Consider the following 22,470-nt stretch of genomic DNA (forward strand, 5'->3'; position numbering starts at 1 on the left):
CTGGAAGACGGAGCAATTCATGAAACGCTTGCGTAACTTTTTTACCAATAAGTGGGTGTTGGGGCTCATAGGGCTCTCAGCTCTTTCCCTCCTCATTTGGTTTGCGGCTGATTACATTAAGTTTGGTAGTGATAATGCCACGCTTTCTCACTCTGTCCGACTAACTATTATTGTTTTTATTTTTGCTATTTGGCTTGTGTGGAATATAAGCCAGTGGTTGGTAGAGAGACGCCAAAATCAGGCTTTAATTAAAGGCATTGAGGAATCACAAGAAGCCGATTCTACAGATCCAGACGAAGAACGCTCGCTGGAAGAGTTGAATGCTCTTTCTGGTCGCTTCCGTGAAGCGATGGGTGTATTACGTAGTGCTCGGTTTAAATCTGACAAGGGACAAGTTTCCCTTTATCAGCTTCCCTGGTACATCATTATTGGGCCTCCCGGTTGTGGTAAAACAACAGCCTTGGTGAACTCCGGGTTGGAATTTCCGCTGGCGCAGAGTCATGGGAAGGAAGCCCTGGGTGGGGTAGGGGGCACCCGTAACTGTGATTGGTGGTTTACCAATGATGCAGTTTTAATTGATACCGCAGGGCGTTATACGACTCAGGACAGTCACCGGGTTTACGATAATAGCGCTTGGAAAGCTTTTCTGAGCTTATTGAAAAGATACCGCCGCCGCCGCCCGATCAATGGTGCTCTGGTTGCAATTAGCTTGCAAGATTTAATGGTGCAAACTGAAGAGCAGCGCCAACACCAGGCAAAAATTATCCGCCAGCGTGTAAATGAACTGCAACAAGAGTTGGGTATTCGCTTCCCGATCTATCTCACTTTCACAAAATGTGACTTAGTTGCAGGTTTTACAGAGTTTTTCGACAACCTCTCTCAAGCTGAGCGTGAGCAAGTTTGGGGAATGAGTTTTCCCCGTGAAGCTAACGCCACTGTAGGGGCCCCTCTCGATAATTTCAAAGCAGAATTTGAGCAGCTGATAGAGCGTTTGAACCAGCGCGTATTGTGGCGTGTTCATCAGGAGAGGAATGTAGAGAAGCGGGCGTTGTTGCAAGGTTTTCCTGCCCGAATGGAAAGTCTTACAGATATTCTGACAGATTTTGTAAAGCAGACTTTCGGTCCAAATCGTTACGAAACCGTCCCTATGGTCAGAGGGGTCTACTTTACTAGTGGCACTCAGGAGGGCAGTCCTGTTGACCGTATGATGTCCTCCGTAACTGCTGATTTTGGACTAGAGCGTAGCGTCGGGCCAAAATTCCAGGGTGTTGGTAAGAGCTTTTTCTTGCATCGACTATTGAAGGATGTCGTTTTCCCAGAGGCTGAATTAGTGGGCGTTAATCGCCGGATTGAGTCAGCCAACCTTTGGTTGCGCCGGGGAGTTTTTGCTACTTTGGCGGGAGGCTTTGTCGGAGCTATTTTCTTATGGAGTGGCAGTCTCGCACAGAATAAATTATCCATGGGAGAGGTTAGCGATAATCTCAGCGCGTACCAAGGTGCAGAGAGTGAGCTGAAAGGTAAAAATATTACGCCCATCAGTGCCTTAAATTTGTTAGAGCCTTTGAAGCGGGCTAGTGCGGTCTACGATCGTGAGGAACATCCGTGGATTGGCAATTTGGGACTTTATGACACCAGAATTGATACCGCGGCAAATGATCTCTATCGCCATAAATTAGAAACTATTTATCTTCCCGCTTTACTTCGTGATATAGAGAGTGACTTAAGTCGTCTCGGAAGTAATGATCCCGCTTTGGTAAGTACTCTCAAAACCTATTTGATGTTTTTTAATCCAGATAAAATGGATTTGAAAACCATAGAGGCTTACTACACTGCTCGCTGGGAGCGTCAGCTACCCGGTGAAGCTGGGAGGCAGGAAGAACTGCGCTACCACCTAGATCAACTATTTATTCAGCCTCTACCCAATTCAATTGAAGAGAATGAGAGGGTGGTAGCTCGCGCGCGACAACAGCTGCGTCGTATCCCTGTGCCTCAGCGGTTATTTGCTCAACTACAAAATAGTGACTTCGGATTGACTCCTGTAGATCTCTACCAGGAAATTGGTGGAGACACTCAGCAAATTTTTGGTATGGGAGCCAATAATCCAAACTTCACGATTCCCTTCCTCTATACAAAGGCGGGTTATAAAGAACTGGACTTTGGAGCCGACTCTCAGCTGATGACAAATATGGCTGAAGAGCGCTGGATTTATGGAGGAGATCTGAGCGGTGAGGACTTTACCGAAGCCGACCGTGAAAAGCTTGGTGAGGAAGTAAAACGAATCTATCTTGGGGAGTACTTACAGCGTTGGCAGGGCTTCCTTGGCGGGTTCAAAATACAGAGGTTTGGTAGCACTTCACAGGCATTGGATGTGTTGTCAAAGTTGTCTGATCCTATTTATTCACCCCTGCTTGCGATTACCGAGATAACTTCAGATAACACTCGTCTGACCCTTCGTCCTGAAGTGCCAGTCGATGCTTCTGGGGTACCTCTACCTGTATCCAGTACTACTCGAAAGCTGGGACAAGCCGCACTGGGTAGTGCAACCAGTGCCTTGCAGGATCATTACAAGCCAAACATTGTTGATGTTAGGTTTGAGGAGGTTCAGCGAATCACTCAGAGTGAGAAGGGGCGGCCAGCGCGTATCCAAGAATACCTGGATACTATTAATAAAATTCAGGAATACCTCACTGAGATCGACAGCGCTCCCGATTCGAATCAAGCGGCCTTTGGACGTGCCAAAGCGCGTTTTGCCGGCGGTAGCGATGCGATTAAACAGTTAAGGGTTAAGGCTGCCAATGCGCCAGCACCCTTTGACCAGTGGCTGACAGATATTGCTGACAGCGCTTGGGGGCTGGTAATGGCCAAGACTAAGGCGCATATCAACCGTGTCTGGCGTGAAGAGGTGTATCAAAGCTATAGCAATAGCCTGGCAAACCGGTACCCACTGCGTAGCGACCGTGATCAGGAAGTGCCGGTGATGGAGTTTAACCAGTACTTCAAGCCAGGTGGTATTGAGGAGAAATTTGTCAATCAGTATCTGAAGCCATTTGTGGATACCAGAAACTGGAAAATCAAATACGTTGAAGGGCAGGGTATTAGCCTTTCAAGGGAAGCCCTTTCCCAGTTGCGTCGAGCTGAACGTATTCGAAAAACTTTCTTCAGTGCCGGCGAAGGAGCTTCTTACTCTTTCCGTATTGAGCCAACGAAACTGGATTCCAGTGTTCGTTTGTTTGAACTTGAACTTGGAGAGCAACGAGTTCCTTACTCCCATGGCCCTAAAACCACTAAAAAGCTGACTTGGCGTGGTGGTGAAAGTAATCGCGTCCGCATTATCTTTGAAGATCTGAATGAGACTGTTCATCGCAAGCATTTTGAAGGGGACTGGGCATGGTACAGGCTGTTAGCGAGCTCAGATTTGGAAGCCGGGCGAAGTAACGCAGAACACTTTGTTACTTTCTCTGAGGAAGGGCGAAAGGCTCAATTTAAATTGATTGCATCTAATGTAAACAATCCGTTCGACCGCAGTTTACTGCGCGGATATCGATGCCCTGAGACCCTGTAGACGGAGTAGATGATTTGCAAAATACAGTTGGTATTTTTGGTAAGTTGCCGGGTCACGGGGACTTTGTTCAGCGACAGCTGCCGGGTAGTTTTGTCACTGTATGGGATGGCTGGTTACAACGAGCGGTATTCGGTTCTCGCGAACTCGTAGGTCAAGAGTGGTTGGACTACTACTTGACCAGTCCTGTTTGGAGGTTTGTCCACAGCAAAGGCATCATTGATACCAATGCGTGGGCCGGAATTTTAGTACCTAGTGTGGATAGTGTTGGGCGCTATTTTCCGTTGACATTTGCTGCTCCGCTATCCCCGGTAGTGGATGCATTTGCTTTTATGTCTGATGCTAAGAGCTGGTTCCAGAGCTTGTCTGAATTAGCAATTACATCGCTGCAAAATATGCTACATGCAGACCAGTTATGTGAGGCATTTAGTGCTCCCCCTGACAGGGCGGGCATTATCTCTCTGCCTCCAGCACAGGGAGACTTTGTCGTCTCCACAGGCCAATCGAATAGTCTGGAAAGAGGTTTTGCAGGTCTATTAGGGCAGATGAGCAAAAGTAGCTACTCTGCATATAGTCTGTGGTGGAGTGAGGGGTCTCAACACTTGGCCCCGACAACCTTGCTGTGCCCATCATTGCCAAGCCCTGAGCTCTATAGCTCAATGCTTGGTGTGCAGTTACAGAAGAATATAAGTTAGGATTGAGGGCACAGCGTGAGACAGCTGGTTATCTTGGATAAGAAGAAGCATCGTAATTGCAAATTAATCAAAAGTGATCTTTCCCACAGTAAGAATTCGCATATTTGCCCAATCTTATTGCCTGAATTCATACCGGTGGCGCGTGCCTGTCCTATTATATTTACTCGATCAAAAGAGACGGGAAAGCTTGAGAGCTGTGCATTACTTGGCGTAACACCTGGAGAAAACCTTTTTTGGCAAGAGGGACAATGGCAGGGTGATTATATTCCCGCATCTATTCGCTCTTATCCCTTCTATTTGAAATATAAAGAAGGTGACTCTTCCAATGCATTTGTTTGCGTTGAATCGTCTCTATTATCTGAAGACGGAAATAGTTCTTTAGGTGTTAGGTTGTTTGAAGAGAATGGGAATCCAAGTGGTCACTTATTGGAAGCGCAGCGCCGCTTAGAGGATATCCATCTTAAAAAGACACAGGTTTGGAAGTTTGTCAGTATTTTGCAGCGGAATAATTTGCTGGTAGAAAAAGAAATAAATATAGACTTGCCAGGTGATGTTAAGCATAAATTAACAGGTGTTTATTGTGTTTCAGAGAAGAGATTGGGAGAGCTTAATTCTGCAGCTTTCCTGGAATTGCGTGAATCAGGTTGTTTGCCTTTTATTTATGCACATCTTTTCTCCTTGCAGAAGTCGACAGCTTTAAGTGCGCTGCATAAAAAATTTCATGCGAAAATTCTTCACTGATATTAAGAGTGGACTTTTACTTTTCATCTATGGATTTGTTGATCAGAACGTTAATTTAAGAAGACCTATAAAGTTTGATTGAATTGAGATAATTGTATTAGAGGTTCTGGTTGTAAAGTGAGTATCAGAGCAGGAAGCTAAGGTTACTGATATGTCTTACAGAATAATTTTTACTGGGGAGATAAGAGGTTCTGTAGAGCGGCGCTATGCAATTGCTGCATTGGGGCGTGAATTTGGTTTGGGCTTTAGTCAGATAAAAGGACTGCTGACCGGGGCAAAATCTCAAATCAAAGCTACGGAAGATAGAAGGGAAGCCTGCCAGCTAATGAAAAAGTTCTGGGAGGCGGGATGGCATACACAGCTCTGTTTGGGTGATCAATTAATACACTGTACTGAAAAGTCTAGTAATTGTGGCGACCCTCCGTTACCTCCTGCCCTGGAGTTTTTGGAAAGTACTGATGGAACAGCTTCTATTGGTATTCCAGCCGGTTGGCAGGGGTTTGACAATCTGAATAAGGAAGCTGTGATTCAGGCTGGAAGTTCAGAGTTAAGTCGCTATTTGATAGTACTAAAGCAAGATCGATCCCTGCTTCCCCACGATTTGTCGATTGAGCATTTTGGTAAAGCACAAATACAGCAGTGTCTGACTAGAGTGGAAAATGGCGTTATTATATCTGGGCCTGAACCACTGATAAGTAACAGTCAAAATGGCCATATTTATGAGATGTCTGCTGAGGTTGTAAAAACACCAGTTCGCTATTTGGTCACTTTCTTTCAGAGCCCGGATAGTTTCTATTCTGTGTTTTTGTGGTCATCTCTTGAGAACTTTGAAAAGAGTAGGTCTGAGTTTTTGCATATTTTTGCCACATTTAAACTTGTGACTAGTATGGGGAGTTGCGATTCAACAGCGGTTCCTATGTAATGGCTTGGAATAAGAAGCCAAAATCTAACAAAAATAAATAGCGTAAAATTGTCAACTGAACATGTTTTTTAAAGTAATAGGTACCAAGCGCATTATTTGCCTTGATTAGATATCTACAACGTGTACTCTTCTCAGAATTCTGATTAAAGGATTTGATTCGGTATAAGGGCCTTTTTTGATGGCATTCCCAAACACGATAAATATCGATGAATTAGTTGCTCCAATCTCAGAGGATAATCCCGTAGGGGAAGATATCCGAGAGGATCGTTCGCCAACTTCTGATTATTACTCGATCAAAGATGCTCGCAACAGTGCAAGAGCTGCTGAACGCTCCGCAATGTTCGATGATGCAGACACAGACCTACTCGCACCTTGGAGGGATGTAGCAAAAGCTGCAGAAAATATCCTAGGGAAAAAGAGTAAGGACTTAGAGGTTGCCAGTTGGTATACCGAGGCCTTGATTCGCTTACATGGCTTTATTGGCTTGAGAGATGGCCTGCAGGTGATCGACTCGTTAGTAGAGCAATATTGGGAAGGTCTGTATCCCTTACCAGACGAAGATGGCCTTGAGACAAAAGTAGCACCCCTGACAGGTTTGAATGGTGATGGTGGTGATGGCACCTTGCTAATGCCTATTCGCAGTGCCGGTATTACTCCCGAAGGGGATTATGGGGACTATTCATTCTTCCAATTCCAACAGGCTCGGGATGCTGACAGAATTGCAGATGACGATGCCAAGGCTGCTCGAATAGAAACGCTGGGTTACAACCTTGAGCAGATTGATCAATGTGTAAACAGTGCGAGCGGTGAATGGGCTCAAAACCTCGTTCAGACAATCGAGGCAGCGCTGGGGCACTTTAAGACCATAAATGATAGCCTGCGACAAAGCTGCGGTCATGATGCCCCCCCATCCACGAATATTTCATCTCTATTGGATGAGGTGTTGCGGACAAGCCGTTTTATTTATAAGACGCACTTGGAGTCTATGGAGCAGACTCAAGAAGATGTGGCGCCTGAATCGTCAGAAGAGCCTGCTGGGGAAGTTCAAGCTGGAAATGCAGCTGCAGCAGCGGTTACTTCTGTGGCTGCCTCTGCTGTAGCTGTCCCTACCGGTCCGGTAGTGTCCAGAGAAGATGCCTTAAAATTGCTTGAGCAGGCGGCAAAGTATTTTCGTACCTATGAGCCGCATACGCCGCTGGCGCCCGGCCTGGAGAGGCTGATAGGCTGGGGACGAATGACCGTTTCACAATTGATGTCTGAATTGCTACCTGATGATCAGTCGAAGGCGCTTTACTCCCAGTTGACGGGAGTTCGTCTCGATGGCACGGATACACAAAAATATATAACCCCACCAGTGACTACAAGTGGCACGTCATCAGCTCCTGCGGTTGCCGCAGATACACCTACTGAAAGTGTATCCGCGCCAGTCTCTGATGAAGGTTGGGGTGAGCAACCGCAAGAAGAAGCCAGCACTGGTTGGTAATTAACTGAGAACAGCAGTCCCTAAAGTCGGAAAGGAGACCTTAGATGTCTGAAAGCATCCACAACAAACTTAAGCGCGTGCGTAAGCCGCGTGTACATATCACTTACGATGTTGAAACTAACGGAGCCGAAGTCAAAAAGGAGCTTCCTTTTGTGGCGGGTGTTATGGGTGATTACTCTGGTGATAATGCCGAGAATCGCAAAGCTCTGAAAGATCGTAAGTTTATCCAAATTGACCGCGATAACTTCAACGACGTAATGGGTAAAGTAAACCCAAAGTTGAACTTGCAGGTGGAAAACACCCTGACTGGTGACGGTAGCAAGATGGCTGTTGATCTCGACTTCAACAACATGGACGCCTTCTCGCCGGAGCAGATTGTTGAGCAGGTTGAGCCTCTCAAGCAATTGCTTGAAGCTCGCAGCAAGCTGCGTGATCTGCTGAGTAAAGCTGATCGCTCTGAGGAGCTTGAAAAAGTACTTGAGGATATTCTCAAGAGCACAGAAAACGTCAGCGCTATCTCTGACCAGTTGGGCTTGAATGAGGATAAAGGAGAGGACTCAGAATGAGCACTGAAGTAGAAAATGTTGCAGGAAGTGAAGCTGAAGAGCAATCGGCCAGTCTCCTAGACCAGGCGATTGCAGCAACTAAACAAACTGAGCCTCAAGAAGCACAAGACTTGCTTGCGAATTTGACAGAGCAAGTAATGAAAGGGACGGTCACCTGGGATCGCAACCTGACCCAGACCATCAAGAAAGCTGTTAGCGCGATTGATAAGGCCATGTCCCAGCAGCTGTCTGCGATTTTGCATGACGAGAAATTCCAGAAGCTGGAAGGATCATGGCGTGGTCTGAATCACCTGGTCATGAACTCGGAAACTGGCGCTACCATGAAAATCCGCATGCTCAATCTGAGCAAGCGCGAGCTCTTCCGCGACCTGGATAAGGCAGTTGAGTTCGACCAGAGCCAGACCTTCAAAAAAATCTATGAAGAAGAGTTTGGTACTGCGGGTGGTGAGCCATACGGTGTAATGATCGGGGATTTCGAGTTCACCAGCCACCCTGAGGATATCGAGCTTCTGAGCAAGATGTCTAATGTTGCTGCGGCTGGCTTCTGTCCGTTTGTTGCAGCTGCCGGTGCCGGCATGTTTGGTTTTGATGACTACACAGAACTTTCCAAGCCGAGAGATCTGGGTGGTATTTTTGAATCCGCCGAGTACATCAAGTGGCGCAGTTTCCGTGACAGTGACGACTCCCGTTTTGTCACCTTGGTAATGCCGCGTACCCTGGCCCGTACCCCTTATGGTGCTAATACCAAGCCGATCGAAGCTTTTGACTTCGAAGAGTTTGAAGTGGATGAAGACGGCGTTTCCCGTCCAGCAGAGCACGATCAATACTGCTGGATGAATGCTTCTTATGTTATGGGTACCACCATGACTCAAGCATTCGCTGAGAACTCCTGGTGTACTGCAATTCGCGGTGCTGAGGGTGGTGGTAAAGTAGAAGGACTGCCATCTCACGTGTTCAAGAGTGACGATGGGGATCTCGATCAGAAATGCCCCACAGAGATTGGTATTACCGATCGCCGTGAAGCGGAGTTAAGCGCTCAAGGCTTCTTGCCTCTGTGTCACTACAAGAATACGGATTACTCGGTATTCTTTGGTGCTCAAAGTGCGCAAAAGGCGAAGGCATACGATGACCCTGACGCTACTGCTAACGCAGCTATTTCTGCTCGCTTGCCTTATTTGATGGCGACCTCTCGTATTGCACATTACCTCAAGGTAATGGCACGCGATAAAGTGGGCTCCTTTATGGAGGCTGGTGATTGTGAGCGCTGGTTGAACAAGTGGATCTCCCAGTACACTAACTCCAACCCCGACGCGAGCCCTGAAATGAAAGCGAAGTACCCGCTTTCTGAGGCGCGTGTAGAAGTAAAAGAGATTCCGGGTCAGCCTGGATGTTACAGTGCGATTGCCTATCTGAGACCCTGGTTACAGATGGAAGAGTTGACGACGTCCTTGCGTATGGTGGCAAATATCCCATCTGCGGGATAAGGCTCCGGGCCCGCCTCTAGGGGCGGGTTCTCTCTTCACATGGCCTTGTTCAAGGCCTGCGTTTTACCATTATTTATTCAAATAATAATTCTTGTTGGAGTATACCGGTGCCCCGTGCAGCACATGACCAAATATCGGAAGATCAATCAGATGTTCTACCGGAGAAATTGGCGAGAGGGCAGCAGAGAGAGCTTCATAAATTTCTGCAGGAACCGGATGACCTTTTTGCATTTGAATATTGGCTCACAGAATTATCCCCCTGTACAAATAGGGGTAATTATTCCGTTCGCCACTATCTGAGTCGAATTATCGCCGAGTTGGACGAACTGATCTGTGACCAGCTGAATTGTATAATTCATCACCAGAAGTTTCAGAGACTGGAAGCGAGCTGGCGGGGGATATCCCTATTGGTGTTTGATACACCCCACGCTGAAAATATTAAAATCAAACTCTTGGATGCCAGCTGGAAAGACCTCGCGAAGGATATAGAGCGGGCCCCGGATTTTGACCAATCTGGTCTGTTTCATCTTATATACAATGAAGAGTTTGGTACTCCAGGCGGCGAGCCATTTGGTTTGCTACTTGGAGATTACTATGTATCCCATCGGCCGCTGCCTGACCACCCTTATGATGACGTCTTTACTTTGCAGGGTATCGCACATACTGCAGCCGCAGCCTTTGCACCGTTTGTTTGTGCATCAGCACCGCAACTTTTTGGTGTAGACAACTTTTCAGATCTAGCAAAGCCTATCAATTTTTCAGAAGTGTTCCGCCAAAAAGAATACATTCGATGGAATGGCCTTCGGGACCTGGAAGACAGCCGATTTATCGCTTTGACACTTCCTCAAGTTTTGATGAGAGAACCTTATAATCAGGAATTTTCATCCTATCGCGGTTTGAGGTTTCAGGAGCAGGTACGGGCATCCCATAACCAGAATTATTTGTGGGGGAACGCCTGCTTTGCATTGGGTGCCGTACTGTTAAGAGAATTTAGTGAAGTTGGCTGGTTTTCACATATTAGAGGGGTTGCACGTGACCATCTTGGGGGAGGGCTGGTAACCCAGCTACCAATGGTGCCTTATAGGCCAGACAGTACTCCTGGCATGATCCGAATGGCCACGTCAATTTTGGTAACTGATTTTGCTGAGCGGGATTTAAGTGACTTAGGATATGTATGCTTGAGTCATTGTTACGATACTCCTTACAGCGCCTTTAATAGTGTTCCATCACTTCAAAGGCCGAAGCAATACACTTCTAAAGCAGCCACGGCTAATGCGCGTATTAGCTCTATGTTACAACAAATACTTTGCGCATCCCGCTTTGCTCATTATATCAAAGTAATGATACGGGATAAGGTGGGTGCGTATATGAATGCTGCAGACTGCGAGCGGCAGTTGCAACATTGGCTGGATGAATACACAACGGGAAGGGATGACCTTTCCTGGGAAATGCAGGCTCGATACCCTCTACGGGAGTCCCGGGTGCAAGTAACGGATGAGCCAGGCAAGGCGGGTAGCTATCAAAGTGTGATTCATCTCAAGAGCCATTACACCGTTGACCATCTTGTATCTGAGCTAAAACTTACAACCGCATTGGCAACAATCGGCGTCGGAGCTACCTAATTATTATGGTTAGAGAAAAGCGATTATTGGCCCCGGTATTGGATCGATTATTACAATCATCTAGTAAATTGGATGTACATCAATCCCATCAAGTGTTGAGACAGTTGCGTGAAGGGGTGCGTCGTGATTTGGAATACTTGTTCAATACAAGATTTAAATGTATTTCCGCACCTTCAACTCATGAAAATTTAGAACAGTCGAATATTAATTACGGGTTGCCAGACCTATCAACAGTCAATCTTTCCTCTGCCGCTAGCCGAAAACAATTTTGTCGAGATATTGAAAAAACAATTTTAAATTTTGAGCCCAGAATACGTTCGGTAAAAGTAACCACCCAAGACAAAGTGGATGTCGAAGATCCTAGTATACGCTTTCGTGTTGAAGCTGTATTACATGTAAATCCAGCATCGGAAGTAATTGTATTTGATTCGGCACTCAACCCAGTTACCCAACTGGTGGATGTCTCTGAGATTATGTGATGAGTGAAAAATTAATAGATCTCTACGAGCGAGAGCTCGCATTTATTCAGCAAACTTCTGCTGAATTTGCAAAGATGCACCCTGCTGCCGCATCCCGGCTTCAGCTGGATGCAGACACAGTTGATGATCCTTTAGTAGGGCGATTGTTGTCTGGTTTCGCTTACATGAACGCTCGGGTGCAGCAAAAGCTGAGTGATGATTTTCCGGAGTTAACAGATGCAATGCTGGAAACTCTGTATCCTCATTATCTTCGTCCTATTCCCTCTTGTGCCATTGTCCAGTTTGAACCGGAAAAGGACTTGGATGCGATAACCAGGGTAGAAAGAAAGACGTTACTCGAAAGTGATAGCTTTCAAGGGCAAACCTGCCGCTTTACAACTTGTTACCCGGCAGAAATTTGTCCATTTCAGGCGGTGAGTGCCACCCTGATGCCAAGGCCATTTATTGCCCCGGGCTGTAATGATATTCAGGGCGCTAATGCAGTTTTAAAATTGTCCCTTAAAACTTTTAGCCCAAGCATTAAATTTTCTGAGTTAAACCCTGAGAGTCTCCGCTTTTTCCTTCGTGGCCAACCATCTCATATCTATAGTTTATATGACTTGCTATTAAGTAAGTGTGTAAGGTTGGTTGTTGCCAATGGGGAGAGTGATCCAAAGCCAACTTTTCTCTCTCCTGATGAAATAAGTCAAGTAGGGCTAAGTCCAGAGGAGGGTTTATTACCATATCCTGATACCGCATTCGTAGGATATCGACTCCTAACTGAATATTTTGCTTTTCCGGAAAAGTTCCTTTTCTTGGATATATTAAATATTGGTGAGGCGTTAAACGAGAGCTTTGACGATACTTTAAATCTGTATTTTTATTTATCCGAAACTCATGAAGAGTTAGAAAAACAGATTTCTCCAAGCATGTTTGCCTTGGGTTGTGCTCCGGTTGTTAATTTATTTAAACAAAGTGCAGATCCTATTCCACTTAATCACTCGCAGTATAGTTACCATGTGGTCCCTGATGCTCGTAGAAGTGATGGCTTAGAAATATACTCAGTGGATGAAGTAGCGGCAACTAATGGTGATGGAGAGACAACCAGTTACCGGCCTTTCTATGGAATTCGACACAGTCAACATCATGCTGATCAATCTGCCTTTTGGTTTAGTCGTCGCAGAGATGTGATCGAAGGAGAGCATCGGAATGAACAAGCATCTGAGATTGATATAAGCTTAGTCGATCTGGACTTTAATCCGCATAGAATTAGTGATCAGACATTAGATATTAAGTTAACTTGCTGTAATCGAAATCTGGCCAAAAAATTACCTAGTGGTAGCGCCCAACCATATTTAGAGGTTGTTGATGGTGATTTGCCAGTTAGCCGAATTAGCTGTGTGGTTTCCCCAACAGCAACTATACGGCCGCCTCGACGAGAGCGAGGGTATTGGAGGTTAATTTCCCACCTTAACTTAAATCATCTTTCCCTTTCAGGTGCAGAGGGATGTAATGCGTTAAAAGAAATTTTTAGGCTTTATGACTTCCGTGACTCTGCTAGTACGCGCAATTTAATCGAATCATTGTTAAAGCTTAACACTAAACCAGTTACTGCTCCGATTCAAATAGATCAAAGTGTAGTTTTATGTCGCGGCACGGAAGTTGAGATTGAACTTGATTCCATGATGTTAACAGGAACAAGTCCATTGTTATTTGCTAGCATCATAGAGCGTTTCCTGGGCTTATACTGTTCAATTAATTCATTTACAAAACTGATTGCCACTATGAGTGGTCGAGATGGGGAGTTGAAGCGATGGCCACCTCGCGCCGGCGAAAAAGCTTTACTGTAATTGAGCGTTTACGCCGAGAGCCTTATAACTTTGATTTTTTTCAAGCGGTAAGGCTGGTAGAGCGTGCAGTACATCTGGCAGGTACAGGTTTTAGTAAAGAACCTATAGCTAGCGCTGCCCCTCCGACTAAAGAACTGATTCGGTTTAGTGCTCAATCTGGTTTGTCTTTTGTTAGCTCGGATGTTTTACGTCTAGAGAAAAAAAATGTTGTACATGAAGAGCCCGATGAAAATGAAACTCATCAGTGGCATATGGAGGTGGGTTTTACAGGGTTAATCGGTAGTCAGGGGGTGATGCCGTATTACTTGACTGAGTTAGTGCAGAGGGAGCTTAGGGAGAACAATACGGCACTGCGTGATTTTCTGGATATGTTTAATCACCGGAGTATCTCTCTCTTTTATCAAGCTTGGCATAAATACCAGTTGCCTGTGAATTATGAACGGCAACGGCTGCAGAATTCGCGAGAGCCAGACAAGTTTACCCAGGCTCTTGCGTCCCTTGCAGGGCTTGGTACAAATGAAATGCGCTATCGAATGCCGATACCGGATGAAGCCCTTGTTGGAATGGGGGGACACCTTTCCAGTGGACGCTGTTCCGCTACCGCTTTATCCAGCATGATCAAGCATTATTTTGATTTAACGGTAAGCATCGAGCAATTTCAGGGACAGTGGGATGAGTTGCCGGATGATATTTTGTGCCGATTGCCCAGTGCTCAGGTGCCGAAGGGTATTAATAATTGCTTGGGAGTAAATACCATTCTGGGGATGCACTGCTTCCAAGCCCAGAATAAATTTCAGGTAATTATAGAGTCAATGCCTTATGAGCAATTTATGACTATTGCTCCCGGTACGAAAAAGTTGGAATCGCTTAAGGAGTTTATTCGCTTTAGTGCTGGTATTGAACTGGATTTTGAGTTGTCGGTGACACTTTCAACCAGCCAGGTGGCACCTATCCAGCTAAATAGAAAAGCTGAGAATGAACCTTTACTGGGATGGAATACTCACATGGCTAGTGAACAAGATGGTGAAAGGTTAGTACAAATAACCTTAAGTGCAGACAATATTTCACCTGATGAAGCTTTACCTGCTGCATAAGTAAAATTAACAACATTATTATTTAGGAAAGGATATTCAACGTGATCAATATCGATTTGAAGCGATTGGTTGATACCATGACTCCGCATATGCGTGACTCACTAGAGGGCGCTGCTGGGCTTTGTCTGTCACAGAACCAGTACAATGTTGAATTAGAGCATTGGTTACTGAAACTTTTGGATCAGTCTGATACTGACCTTTACCATCTATTGGAAAAACACGACTGTAATCCAGCAAATTTTGCCAAGCAGCTGGCTACAGCGATTGCTGGATTTCGGGCCGGCAGCAGCCGTCCACCAGCCCTGTCCCCAACTATCGTAGAAGCAGCGAAGAATGCTTGGATGCTGGCTTCTATTGATTATGGACATAGAGCAATCAGTTCCGGACACTTTTTGGCTGCGCTTTTACTGGAAGAAACTTCTCGTCGCCAGATTTTAGAATCCTGCCCAGAACTGAAAGAGATAGCTCCAGAATCAATCCGCGAAACCGCTCGTGCAATGTTTGGACAAAGTGGAGAGTCTAGCCATATTAGCGCTACGGCGGATATGGATGATGGCGCAGCTGCAGTTGCTGCAGCTGCTTCTAAAGCTCCGGCTCTGGACAAATATACAATCAATTTAACTGAAAGAGCGAAGAAGGGAGAGATTGACCCTGTACTTGGTCGTGATGAGGAAATACGCCAATGTATCGATATCCTAACCCGCCGGCGCCAAAATAATCCAATCCTGACTGGTGAAGCAGGTGTTGGTAAAACTGCTGTCGTTGAAGGTTTTGCTCTTCGAATAGCTAGTGGTGATGTACCTGAGCCATTGCGCGGTGTAGCCGTACGCACGCTTGACTTGGGACTTCTCCAGGCTGGCGCCAGTGTAAAAGGTGAGTTTGAAAACCGCTTGAAGTCTGTAATTTCAGAAGTGCGAGCATCTGCAACGCCAATTATTCTATTTATTGATGAAGCACACACCATGATTGGCGCGGGTGGTAAAGAAGGGCAAGGAGATGCTGCTAACCTCCTGAAGCCTGCACTGGCACGCGGTGAATTACGTACTTTAGCCGCCACAACCTGGGCGGAATATAAGAAATATTTTGAACGAGATCCTGCTCTGACCCGTAGATTCCAGGTAGTAAAAGTTGAAGAGCCTGATGAGAGCAACGCGATTGATATGATGCGTGGTATTGCAACCTCGTTGGAGGAGCACCATAAAGTACGCATACTGGACGAAGCTGTCATAGCTTCGGTCAAATTATCTCATCGTTATATTCCCGGGCGCCAATTGCCAGATAAGTCTGTTAGCTTACTGGATACGGCCTGCGCGCGTGTCGCTCTCAGTCAGTCTGCTACTCCTGGGGCGATTGAAGATGCTCGTATCAATATAGATCGCACTAATACTACCCTGGCTAAACTTGAGCGTGAAAACGCGGCAATGGGTGAGCATGAGGAGCAACTGGCAGAGCTAAAAGAGTTTAAAGCTTCTGAAGAAAAGCGTTTGGAAGTTCTCGAGCAGCAACTGCTTAAAGAGAACGAGCTAATCGGACAGATTCAGCAACTCCGCGATCAGATCGATATAGAGTTTATGAAGGCCCAAGGTGGCGAAGGTGAAGATACACCCGACGAGGCCTTATTAGCCGACTATCAGCAGCAGCTCAAAACATTAACTGCGGACTTGGAAGTTATCCAGGGGGATACCCCGTTAATGCAGCCAGCTGTTGATGAACAGGCTATTGCCGCAGTAGTTGCCAACTGGACTGGAATTCCTGTCGGCAAGATGGTTAGCGATGAAATTATTGCTGTGAAAACTTTGGCAGAGCGCCTGAATAAACGTGTTATTGGTCAGCCCCATGCTATCGAGGCTGTCGCTCAGGCAATTCGCACTTCTCGAGCAGGCTTGACAGACCCACGTAAACCGGTGGGTGTATTTATGTTCTGTGGTACTAGCGGTGTAGGTAAAACAGAGACAGCCCTTGCCTTGGCTGATGAGCTGTTTGGTGGTGAGCAAAATATCACGACCATCAATATGGCTGAATTCAAGGAAGAGCATAAAGTATCTATGCTGTTGGGCTCTCCTCCCGGCTATGTAGGTTACGGAGAGGGCGGTGTTCTTACCGAAGCTGCACGCCGTAAGCCTTATTCGGTAATCTTATTGGACGAGATGGAAAAAGCTCACCCAGGTGTACAGGATGTCTTCTATAACCTGTTTGACAAGGGGACCATTAAAGACGGTGAAGGAAGGGATATCGACTTCAAGAATACCGTAATAATTATGACCTCCAATGCAGGGGAGGATGCAATTAGAGCTATCTTCAATCAGGTAGAAGAAAAGCCCGAGCCAGATGTATTGATGGACAATATCCGCCCACATCTGCTACAAAAATTCAAGCCGGCTTTCCTCGGTCGAGCAAATGTGATTGCTTATTACCCTCTCGATGATGAGAATCTGGTAGAGATTTGCAGAATCAATATGCGTAAGATTGAAAAGCGCGTTCACGAGCATTACGGAGCTTCCTTTAGCTATGACGAGGATGTTTTGATTAACATTGTTGCTCGTTGCCACGAAGCTGATACAGGTGCTCGTAATATTGAAGTTATTCTGAACAAAACATTATTGCCGGAATTGGCTAGTGAATGTTTGGATAAAATGGCGCGTGGTGAAGAAGTGAAGGCAATTAAAGTATCCGCAACGGAAGAAGGGGACTTTAGTTACACAGTAGAATAGAGAATTGTATATAAGCCCGGCAGTGATATTGATGAAAAATCATTGCTGGGCTTGGTACCACTAATAACCATATAGATACAACTGGTCTTAAGAAATAATTACTGGTTTGGCCTTCCTGCCCTCATTACTAAGTCAGAAACAGCGCGGTGCATACGTAGAAATACCATACGAATAAAGGAAACCGTGATATCAGTACCTTCAACAATAGTAAGTCCGATTAGCTGTGCCAGCCTACGGATAAGTCGTAAAATCCAAAAAGAGATATCCTTACTAATCTGGTAAGCTTTGTGTAGAAATATTGCAAGTCTATCTAGAAGTGTAAAGGTTGTCCCACCGGTCACGATTAAAGAAATTCCTGCAAGATGAGTGATCTTCTTGAGCACCCAAAGCAATGCCTCCCCAGCTATCCATGCCGTATTCATAGTTAGTGAGAGAATACCATCAGATCTCAACCATGCTTCAACACTTTTTTCTAGGCTACCTTTAGGTTTTCTGAGTTTTACATCATCCCAATCCAAACCTGTTCCGTTGGGAGAAACAGACTTTATATAAGTCTTACTGCTATGGTTTGTTCCTGGGTTGAGGCTTGGGGTTGGCAGTTCAAAGTCTCCAGTCCCACCATTTGGAACGTGGATAAATGGCCAGGTAGGCACCATAGGAACAGGATCAGCACGATGATAAACGCGATAAATATTCTCAGCCTTCAGTTTCCTTTTGCAGCCACTGGCGAAGTGATCAAGTCCCACTCGAGGGCTGCCAAATGTATACAGCTTTACAGATTTACCTGTATGTGATGAAAGCCAGTCTGCAGCAAGAGTTGCTAATGCACCACCAAGACTATGTCCAACGCAATGGATTGTATGAATGTCTTTTGGAAGATTTCGAGCAAAGTTTTCCAGTTTAGGTAAAAAAGATTCAAAAGTATAAAAAAAACCTTGATGGACAGCCCCCCCAGTATGAAATCTTTTCACACCAGCATTTAAGTCTGTTAATACATCATATAGGCTGTCAGTACCTAGTATGCTTACAAAAGCTTGTCCTTTATATTGTTTTTTTCCCGAAAGTACTATGCCTCTTGTGTCTGTACTTTTTATTAGGACAAGAGCACCGGCTTCCCCATTGAATTTGCTTGACAATTCTTCATCAATTTCAAAATCATCTTTATAGGCATCAAAGAAAAGTTCCCGGGTATTAGGTTCTTTAACAAGATATGTGTCAGCAGCAAGTTTAGCGCTGTATTTTGGGCTGAGCATAGTGTTGTCATCCTTGTTTCTAAGTTTAGGTAAATTTGCAGGAGGTTTTTAAATATGAATCAAAAACCTCTTCTAGTTGTAATTCGTCTGAAAGTTCACAGGTTAAGTTAAAGGGCTTTCCATCAAGTTCTGAGTTCTCTTCCGGGTGTCTTTTTGCGTATACCCAGATTTTGTAGGAATGATCATTATGCTCAACTGTGATTTTCTGGGCAGACACAAACTCAACTGGCAATACCTGAGTTAAAGAGCTAGCAAATTTGGATGGAAGAATTGCTACTCCATCCTCATCGGATGTAAATGTATCTATCCATTCTTTTTGCCATTGTATGGAGCGTGTGATCTTAGCCCCTGATACAGGCTCGCCATTTAGTGTTAACTTGATTTTCATTTCTGAAAATGTACAAGCTTTAAAGGGGTTGAATGAAGCCATAGCGTTAGTCCCTCCAGGTGATATGGCAATTAATAAAAAAGATATTAAAAATAATTTAAATTTATGTTTCTTTTGCATGGTAAAAACCCTCTGGCCATTTTGGCTAAAGTGATTATTTTCTGGTTGGTTGTAATCTTTACTTATATTTCGGTCCTAGGCTAAGTTCTTTAATAAAGAGTCATCGAAAATATATTGTTAATGAAAATTTATTGTGTGAAATATTTTAATTAGTGATCCGTAGGTTATATAAACATATTGTTTATATTTGATTGGTAATTCTGTGCTATTTTTAGCTGAATAAAGTTGTTTAATATTTCCGGTTCTTAGGTAGGTTTTCCTAAGCCTATGCAAGACATGCGTTAATGTACGAGTAACGATTTTTGGATTTAAAATAATTGTGCTAGATAGCTAGCTTTACCATTGCGGTCGGCTAAATATCCTAATAAAAGAGGGCGTCACTTTTAGTACACAGAAATATTGTCTTGTGTACTAGGGCATATATTTTAAGCCGTTATCTTTATTCAGCAGATATGGTGTGGCAGAGAGATGCCCACTCGATAAGAGTGGACTTGTGTGAGTACTCTTAAGCATAGATATGGGATGATCTTAATTGGATAACACCAGTTTCCAATTTTATCTATGCCGACACACCGTACTTAGTTAGTACGCGGGATGGACCTATTTTATCCGCCTATCAATACTGTAGGGCAACCAATAACTATTTTTCCACCATGCCCTGTGGTGTCTCCCATTCTTGCTGCAGGTTTCTTTTGCAGCATTACCGTTGTACTTCCCATGGCGACCGTATCGGGCGGTCCAACACAGGTACAAGTGCTACCAACGGTTGCTGAAGGCATCCCACCGATGATAACGGTGGGTGCTCCTGGGCTTACTACTGGGCCACCCACATGAGGTACTGTGCCGGTGACCATTGGGCATACGTGCATATCACCAATACGGGAAGCTGGCTTACCCATAGTTTATCCCTCAACCCTACCGTTTCCGCCTCGTGCTAGATCGAGACCTTGCTCCATATAGCGCATGAACCTTTTGTTTGGATCGACTGGGTCAGATAGCACGGCAGCAAGGGTAACACTGCCTGCGACTGCATGAGCATAAAGGTGTTCTGGCGGCTCTACTACCGGCTCACCTTCGGCTGCTAAGCTGCCATGACACCAACTCGCTGCAGTAGCCGCCCAGCTCGCTGGAGTTTTATGTTTTGTTTTATCGCCGAATAGTTTGCAGCGTAAGCGGGCTTCTTCACTGGGCTTTTTGGCCCAAGTCTCTGCTGCATTTAGCGCATTCACATTGTCATCGTCAGTTTGAGGGCCCTGGATATCTCGGGCCGCGAGGCAAGCCCACCACACGGCTTCCCGCTTTGGTAGGCCATGAGCAAGCAACTTGATTGCGTCTGGAAATAGGCCTGCTTCCACAAGGCGGTTTATGCTGACTTCTGGTGCTGTATCCGGTACCAGATGATCTTCTGCCTCGTCACTAACTTCAAAGTTCTTAAGTAGCTCATCTGCGGTGAGAGCTTCTACTTTAATGAGGTCTGTCATTGGTATATCCCCCATCAGTTAATCATGGTTACGCCGCCTTTCAGGGTCAGCATCCCGCCACCTTTAACTTCTGCAGTAGCGTCGCCCTTACAGGAAAGCATTGTTCCTTTGATGGTGATACCAGCTGGAGTCAGTTTAATACTGCTACCGCCGACTTTTAATTCAATGGATGCTTTGGAGGAAATCTTAATTGCACCCATTGCATCAGTAGTTTGAGAACCTTTACTGACCTTGAGTGTGTGATTTCCTGACCCGATAGTTACAACTTGATTGCCTTTACTGACATTGAGTTTCTGATCACCTTTTGAGATGGTGACAACTTCACTGCCATCGGTAACCGTAATAGTCCGGTCTTGCTTAACCTCAAGGGTCTGTTTGTTCTCTATCTTACCTGTTTGGTCATTATGGACGACAAAGTTATGGTCTTTGCCGGCTTCCATATAAAGCTCTTCGCTTCCGCCTTTGTCATCAAATCGAAGTTCGTTAAAGGCGCTACCTTCATACTCAGTTTTCCAGCCGCTTTGAGTCGCAGTGTAGTTGGGACCAGGATTATCACCGTTATATACGGCTCCAGTTATCAGTGGTCTATCTGGATCACCATTAATATAAGTAACAATAACTTCTTGATTGACTCTGGGGACAAAGTTGGCGCCCCAGTTTTTTCCGGCAAATGACTGCATCACCCGTACCCAACAGCTGTTCTGCTGTGAATTCCATGGGAACTTGACTTTGATTTGGGTGTAGGGGTCTTGTGAACTATCAGAAGTGGTGGCCTTAACTTCAAGAACGCGTGCGACTTGCGGAGAGTGTACCTTCTTCGCAAAAATATTTGGCTCAGGTCTTGGAGTTACTGATGATGGAATGCAACTGAAAGTATTGTGGAAATGTGTTTCCGCACTATTGCCGTCTGTAGCAGAGATATGTACGGAAGTAATCAGGTACTTCCCTTTTTCTGACGATAATGTGTGGTCAAAATTAAAGCGACCGCCAGCTGTGAATGAGGGGCAGTCACTGCGCCCATGGCTCACATCAAATAAAGCTTCTTGTGCTTCCATTGAGCGCTCGGCTAGCGCCTTATGGTAGCTATCTGTAAATTTGTGCTTATTTTCACCGTCAGCCTGAAAATGATTTAGCCCATAAAGGCCGCGCATGTAATTGCTGACATCATTTAGTTGGCTGGTGGTTTTAACTTGCTGCTTATTATCTTTTGTTGCGGTGAACTCACAATAATCTTTCAGTTCAAAGCCGCCACCATGATAATTGAAATTTCGCTGCCAGCTACTTACGGTATTTTTTGTCGGATGACTACCGCTCCCATCGTATTCTATCTGTTCGCTTTCGCAGTCATAGAAATCCTGGCTATCATCACAAAGTACAAGTTCGTGTTGCCCATTTGAGTGCTTGAAGTAATAGGAGATACCCTCTTCAGCCATAAGGCGATTGATGAATTCAAAATCACTTTCATCAAACTGCACACAATATTCACGAGTTATATATTCAGCATTTAATTTAACGCTTAGTTTTACAACTTTGCTGTACTCGCCCAAAACTTCTTCAAGAATCTGTTTAGCAGATTTCTTTTCAAAAATTCTGTTGGAACCCCCGAGGCTGGTAAACCAAAGGCCTGGTTGAATCGTGGCGCTATAACTTCGTACTCCCTCAGCATTTACATCGCGCAGAGACAGTTGAGTAACGTAACCATTGATATAGCGAGGAGTTTCTGAGTGGTGTACAGAAACGGTAACAGCCTTGCCGACGATATCTTTCTGGCTTATTGCATGGTCATCGGACAGGAGCTGAAGTTCATAGCGGAAGAGTTTGGATATGTGCTCTTCGCCTTGCAGGCTGGTAGCGATTACCGCATCCGTGCCGAGCGGGCTGTCGACTTTAATCAGTCTTCTATCTTGATTTAATGTAGTCATGGGCAGCCCCTACTATCCCTACGGTGCCTTGGAGAATAGTACTAGTTATTATACATTCAGTTATTTAGCTGAAAACTCAATAAGCGCTCAGCTAAATAACTGCTAAATAATGGTCTGCAGA

Annotated in this window: 17 protein-coding genes; 12 read left to right on the forward strand and 5 right to left on the reverse strand. The window is 45.2% G+C overall.

Features of this window, described 5'->3' with window-relative positions; genetic code table 11:
• Positions 1-19 precede the first annotated feature (19 nt).
• From tssM to tssH, 12 genes are all read left to right on the forward strand, one after another.
• The gene (gene tssM, locus ACG1BZ_RS01465) at positions 20-3,562 is read left to right on the forward strand and encodes a type VI secretion system membrane subunit TssM (protein WP_413664110.1); all 3,543 of its coding nucleotides are present in this window, start codon (positions 20-22) and stop codon (positions 3,560-3,562) included.
• Positions 3,563-3,576: 14 nt separating this feature from the next.
• Positions 3,577-4,254, forward strand: a complete 678-nt coding sequence (gene tagF, locus ACG1BZ_RS01470; RefSeq protein WP_413664111.1) for a type VI secretion system-associated protein TagF — start codon at positions 3,577-3,579, stop codon at positions 4,252-4,254.
• 33 nt (positions 4,255-4,287) lie between these two features.
• Positions 4,288-4,995: a SapC family protein gene (locus tag ACG1BZ_RS01475; protein WP_413664112.1), complete on the forward strand. Its 708-nt coding sequence runs from the start codon at positions 4,288-4,290 to the stop codon at positions 4,993-4,995.
• 151 nt (positions 4,996-5,146) lie between these two features.
• Positions 5,147-5,917, forward strand: a complete 771-nt coding sequence (locus tag ACG1BZ_RS01480; protein ID WP_413664113.1) for a hypothetical protein — start codon at positions 5,147-5,149, stop codon at positions 5,915-5,917.
• Between the two features lie 178 nt (positions 5,918-6,095).
• On the forward strand, positions 6,096-7,400 hold the full coding sequence (tssA, locus tag ACG1BZ_RS01485) for a type VI secretion system protein TssA (protein WP_413664114.1): 1,305 nt from the start codon (positions 6,096-6,098) through the stop codon (positions 7,398-7,400).
• A gap of 44 nt (positions 7,401-7,444) precedes the next feature.
• Positions 7,445-7,966 (forward strand): type VI secretion system contractile sheath small subunit, encoded by a 522-nt coding sequence (gene tssB / locus ACG1BZ_RS01490; protein ID WP_413664115.1) that lies wholly within the window; start codon positions 7,445-7,447, stop codon positions 7,964-7,966.
• Entirely contained in the window at positions 7,963-9,450 is a 1,488-nt protein-coding gene (gene tssC, locus ACG1BZ_RS01495; protein WP_413664116.1) for a type VI secretion system contractile sheath large subunit, read from the forward strand. Before tssB ends, tssC (ACG1BZ_RS01495) begins: the two co-directional genes overlap by 4 nt.
• A gap of 107 nt (positions 9,451-9,557) precedes the next feature.
• The gene (tssC, locus tag ACG1BZ_RS01500) at positions 9,558-11,072 is read left to right on the forward strand and encodes a type VI secretion system contractile sheath large subunit (protein WP_413664117.1); all 1,515 of its coding nucleotides are present in this window, start codon (positions 9,558-9,560) and stop codon (positions 11,070-11,072) included.
• Positions 11,073-11,077: 5 nt separating this feature from the next.
• A complete protein-coding gene (gene tssE, locus ACG1BZ_RS01505) occupies positions 11,078-11,551 on the forward strand; it encodes a type VI secretion system baseplate subunit TssE (RefSeq protein ID WP_413664118.1) in 474 nt (157 codons plus the stop codon).
• Entirely contained in the window at positions 11,551-13,380 is a 1,830-nt protein-coding gene (tssF, locus tag ACG1BZ_RS01510; protein ID WP_413664119.1) for a type VI secretion system baseplate subunit TssF, read from the forward strand. Before tssE ends, tssF begins: the two co-directional genes overlap by 1 nt.
• Positions 13,344-14,474, forward strand: coding sequence for a type VI secretion system baseplate subunit TssG (tssG, locus tag ACG1BZ_RS01515; RefSeq protein ID WP_413664120.1), 1,131 nt, complete (start codon positions 13,344-13,346; stop codon positions 14,472-14,474). The genes tssF and tssG overlap by 37 nt, the downstream gene beginning before the upstream one ends.
• A 41-nt stretch (positions 14,475-14,515) precedes the next feature.
• Positions 14,516-17,185 carry a type VI secretion system ATPase TssH gene (gene tssH, locus ACG1BZ_RS01520; protein WP_413664121.1) on the forward strand — a complete coding sequence of 890 codons (2,670 nt, stop codon included), beginning with the start codon at positions 14,516-14,518 and terminating at the stop codon, positions 17,183-17,185.
• Positions 17,186-17,283: 98 nt separating this feature from the next.
• Here the strand turns inward: tssH and ACG1BZ_RS01525 are convergent, their stop codons facing one another.
• From ACG1BZ_RS01525 to ACG1BZ_RS01545, 5 genes are all read right to left on the reverse strand, one after another.
• Positions 17,284-18,438, reverse strand: a complete 1,155-nt coding sequence (locus ACG1BZ_RS01525; RefSeq protein ID WP_413664122.1) for a lipase family protein — start codon at positions 18,436-18,438, stop codon at positions 17,284-17,286.
• A gap of 25 nt (positions 18,439-18,463) precedes the next feature.
• Positions 18,464-18,946, reverse strand: coding sequence for a DUF6795 domain-containing protein (locus tag ACG1BZ_RS01530; RefSeq protein WP_413664123.1), 483 nt, complete (start codon positions 18,944-18,946; stop codon positions 18,464-18,466).
• A gap of 605 nt (positions 18,947-19,551) precedes the next feature.
• Positions 19,552-19,845 carry a PAAR domain-containing protein gene (locus ACG1BZ_RS01535; RefSeq protein WP_413664124.1) on the reverse strand — a complete coding sequence of 98 codons (294 nt, stop codon included), beginning with the start codon at positions 19,843-19,845 and terminating at the stop codon, positions 19,552-19,554.
• Between the two features lie 3 nt (positions 19,846-19,848).
• Positions 19,849-20,427 (reverse strand): DUF6931 family protein, encoded by a 579-nt coding sequence (locus ACG1BZ_RS01540; protein ID WP_413664125.1) that lies wholly within the window; start codon positions 20,425-20,427, stop codon positions 19,849-19,851.
• A gap of 14 nt (positions 20,428-20,441) precedes the next feature.
• Positions 20,442-22,349 (reverse strand): type VI secretion system Vgr family protein, encoded by a 1,908-nt coding sequence (locus tag ACG1BZ_RS01545; protein ID WP_413664126.1) that lies wholly within the window; start codon positions 22,347-22,349, stop codon positions 20,442-20,444.
• Positions 22,350-22,470: the final 121 nt, after the last annotated feature.

It is taken from the genome of Microbulbifer sp. CNSA002 (assembly GCF_047324085.1).
GTDB lineage: Bacteria > Pseudomonadota > Gammaproteobacteria > Pseudomonadales > Cellvibrionaceae > Microbulbifer.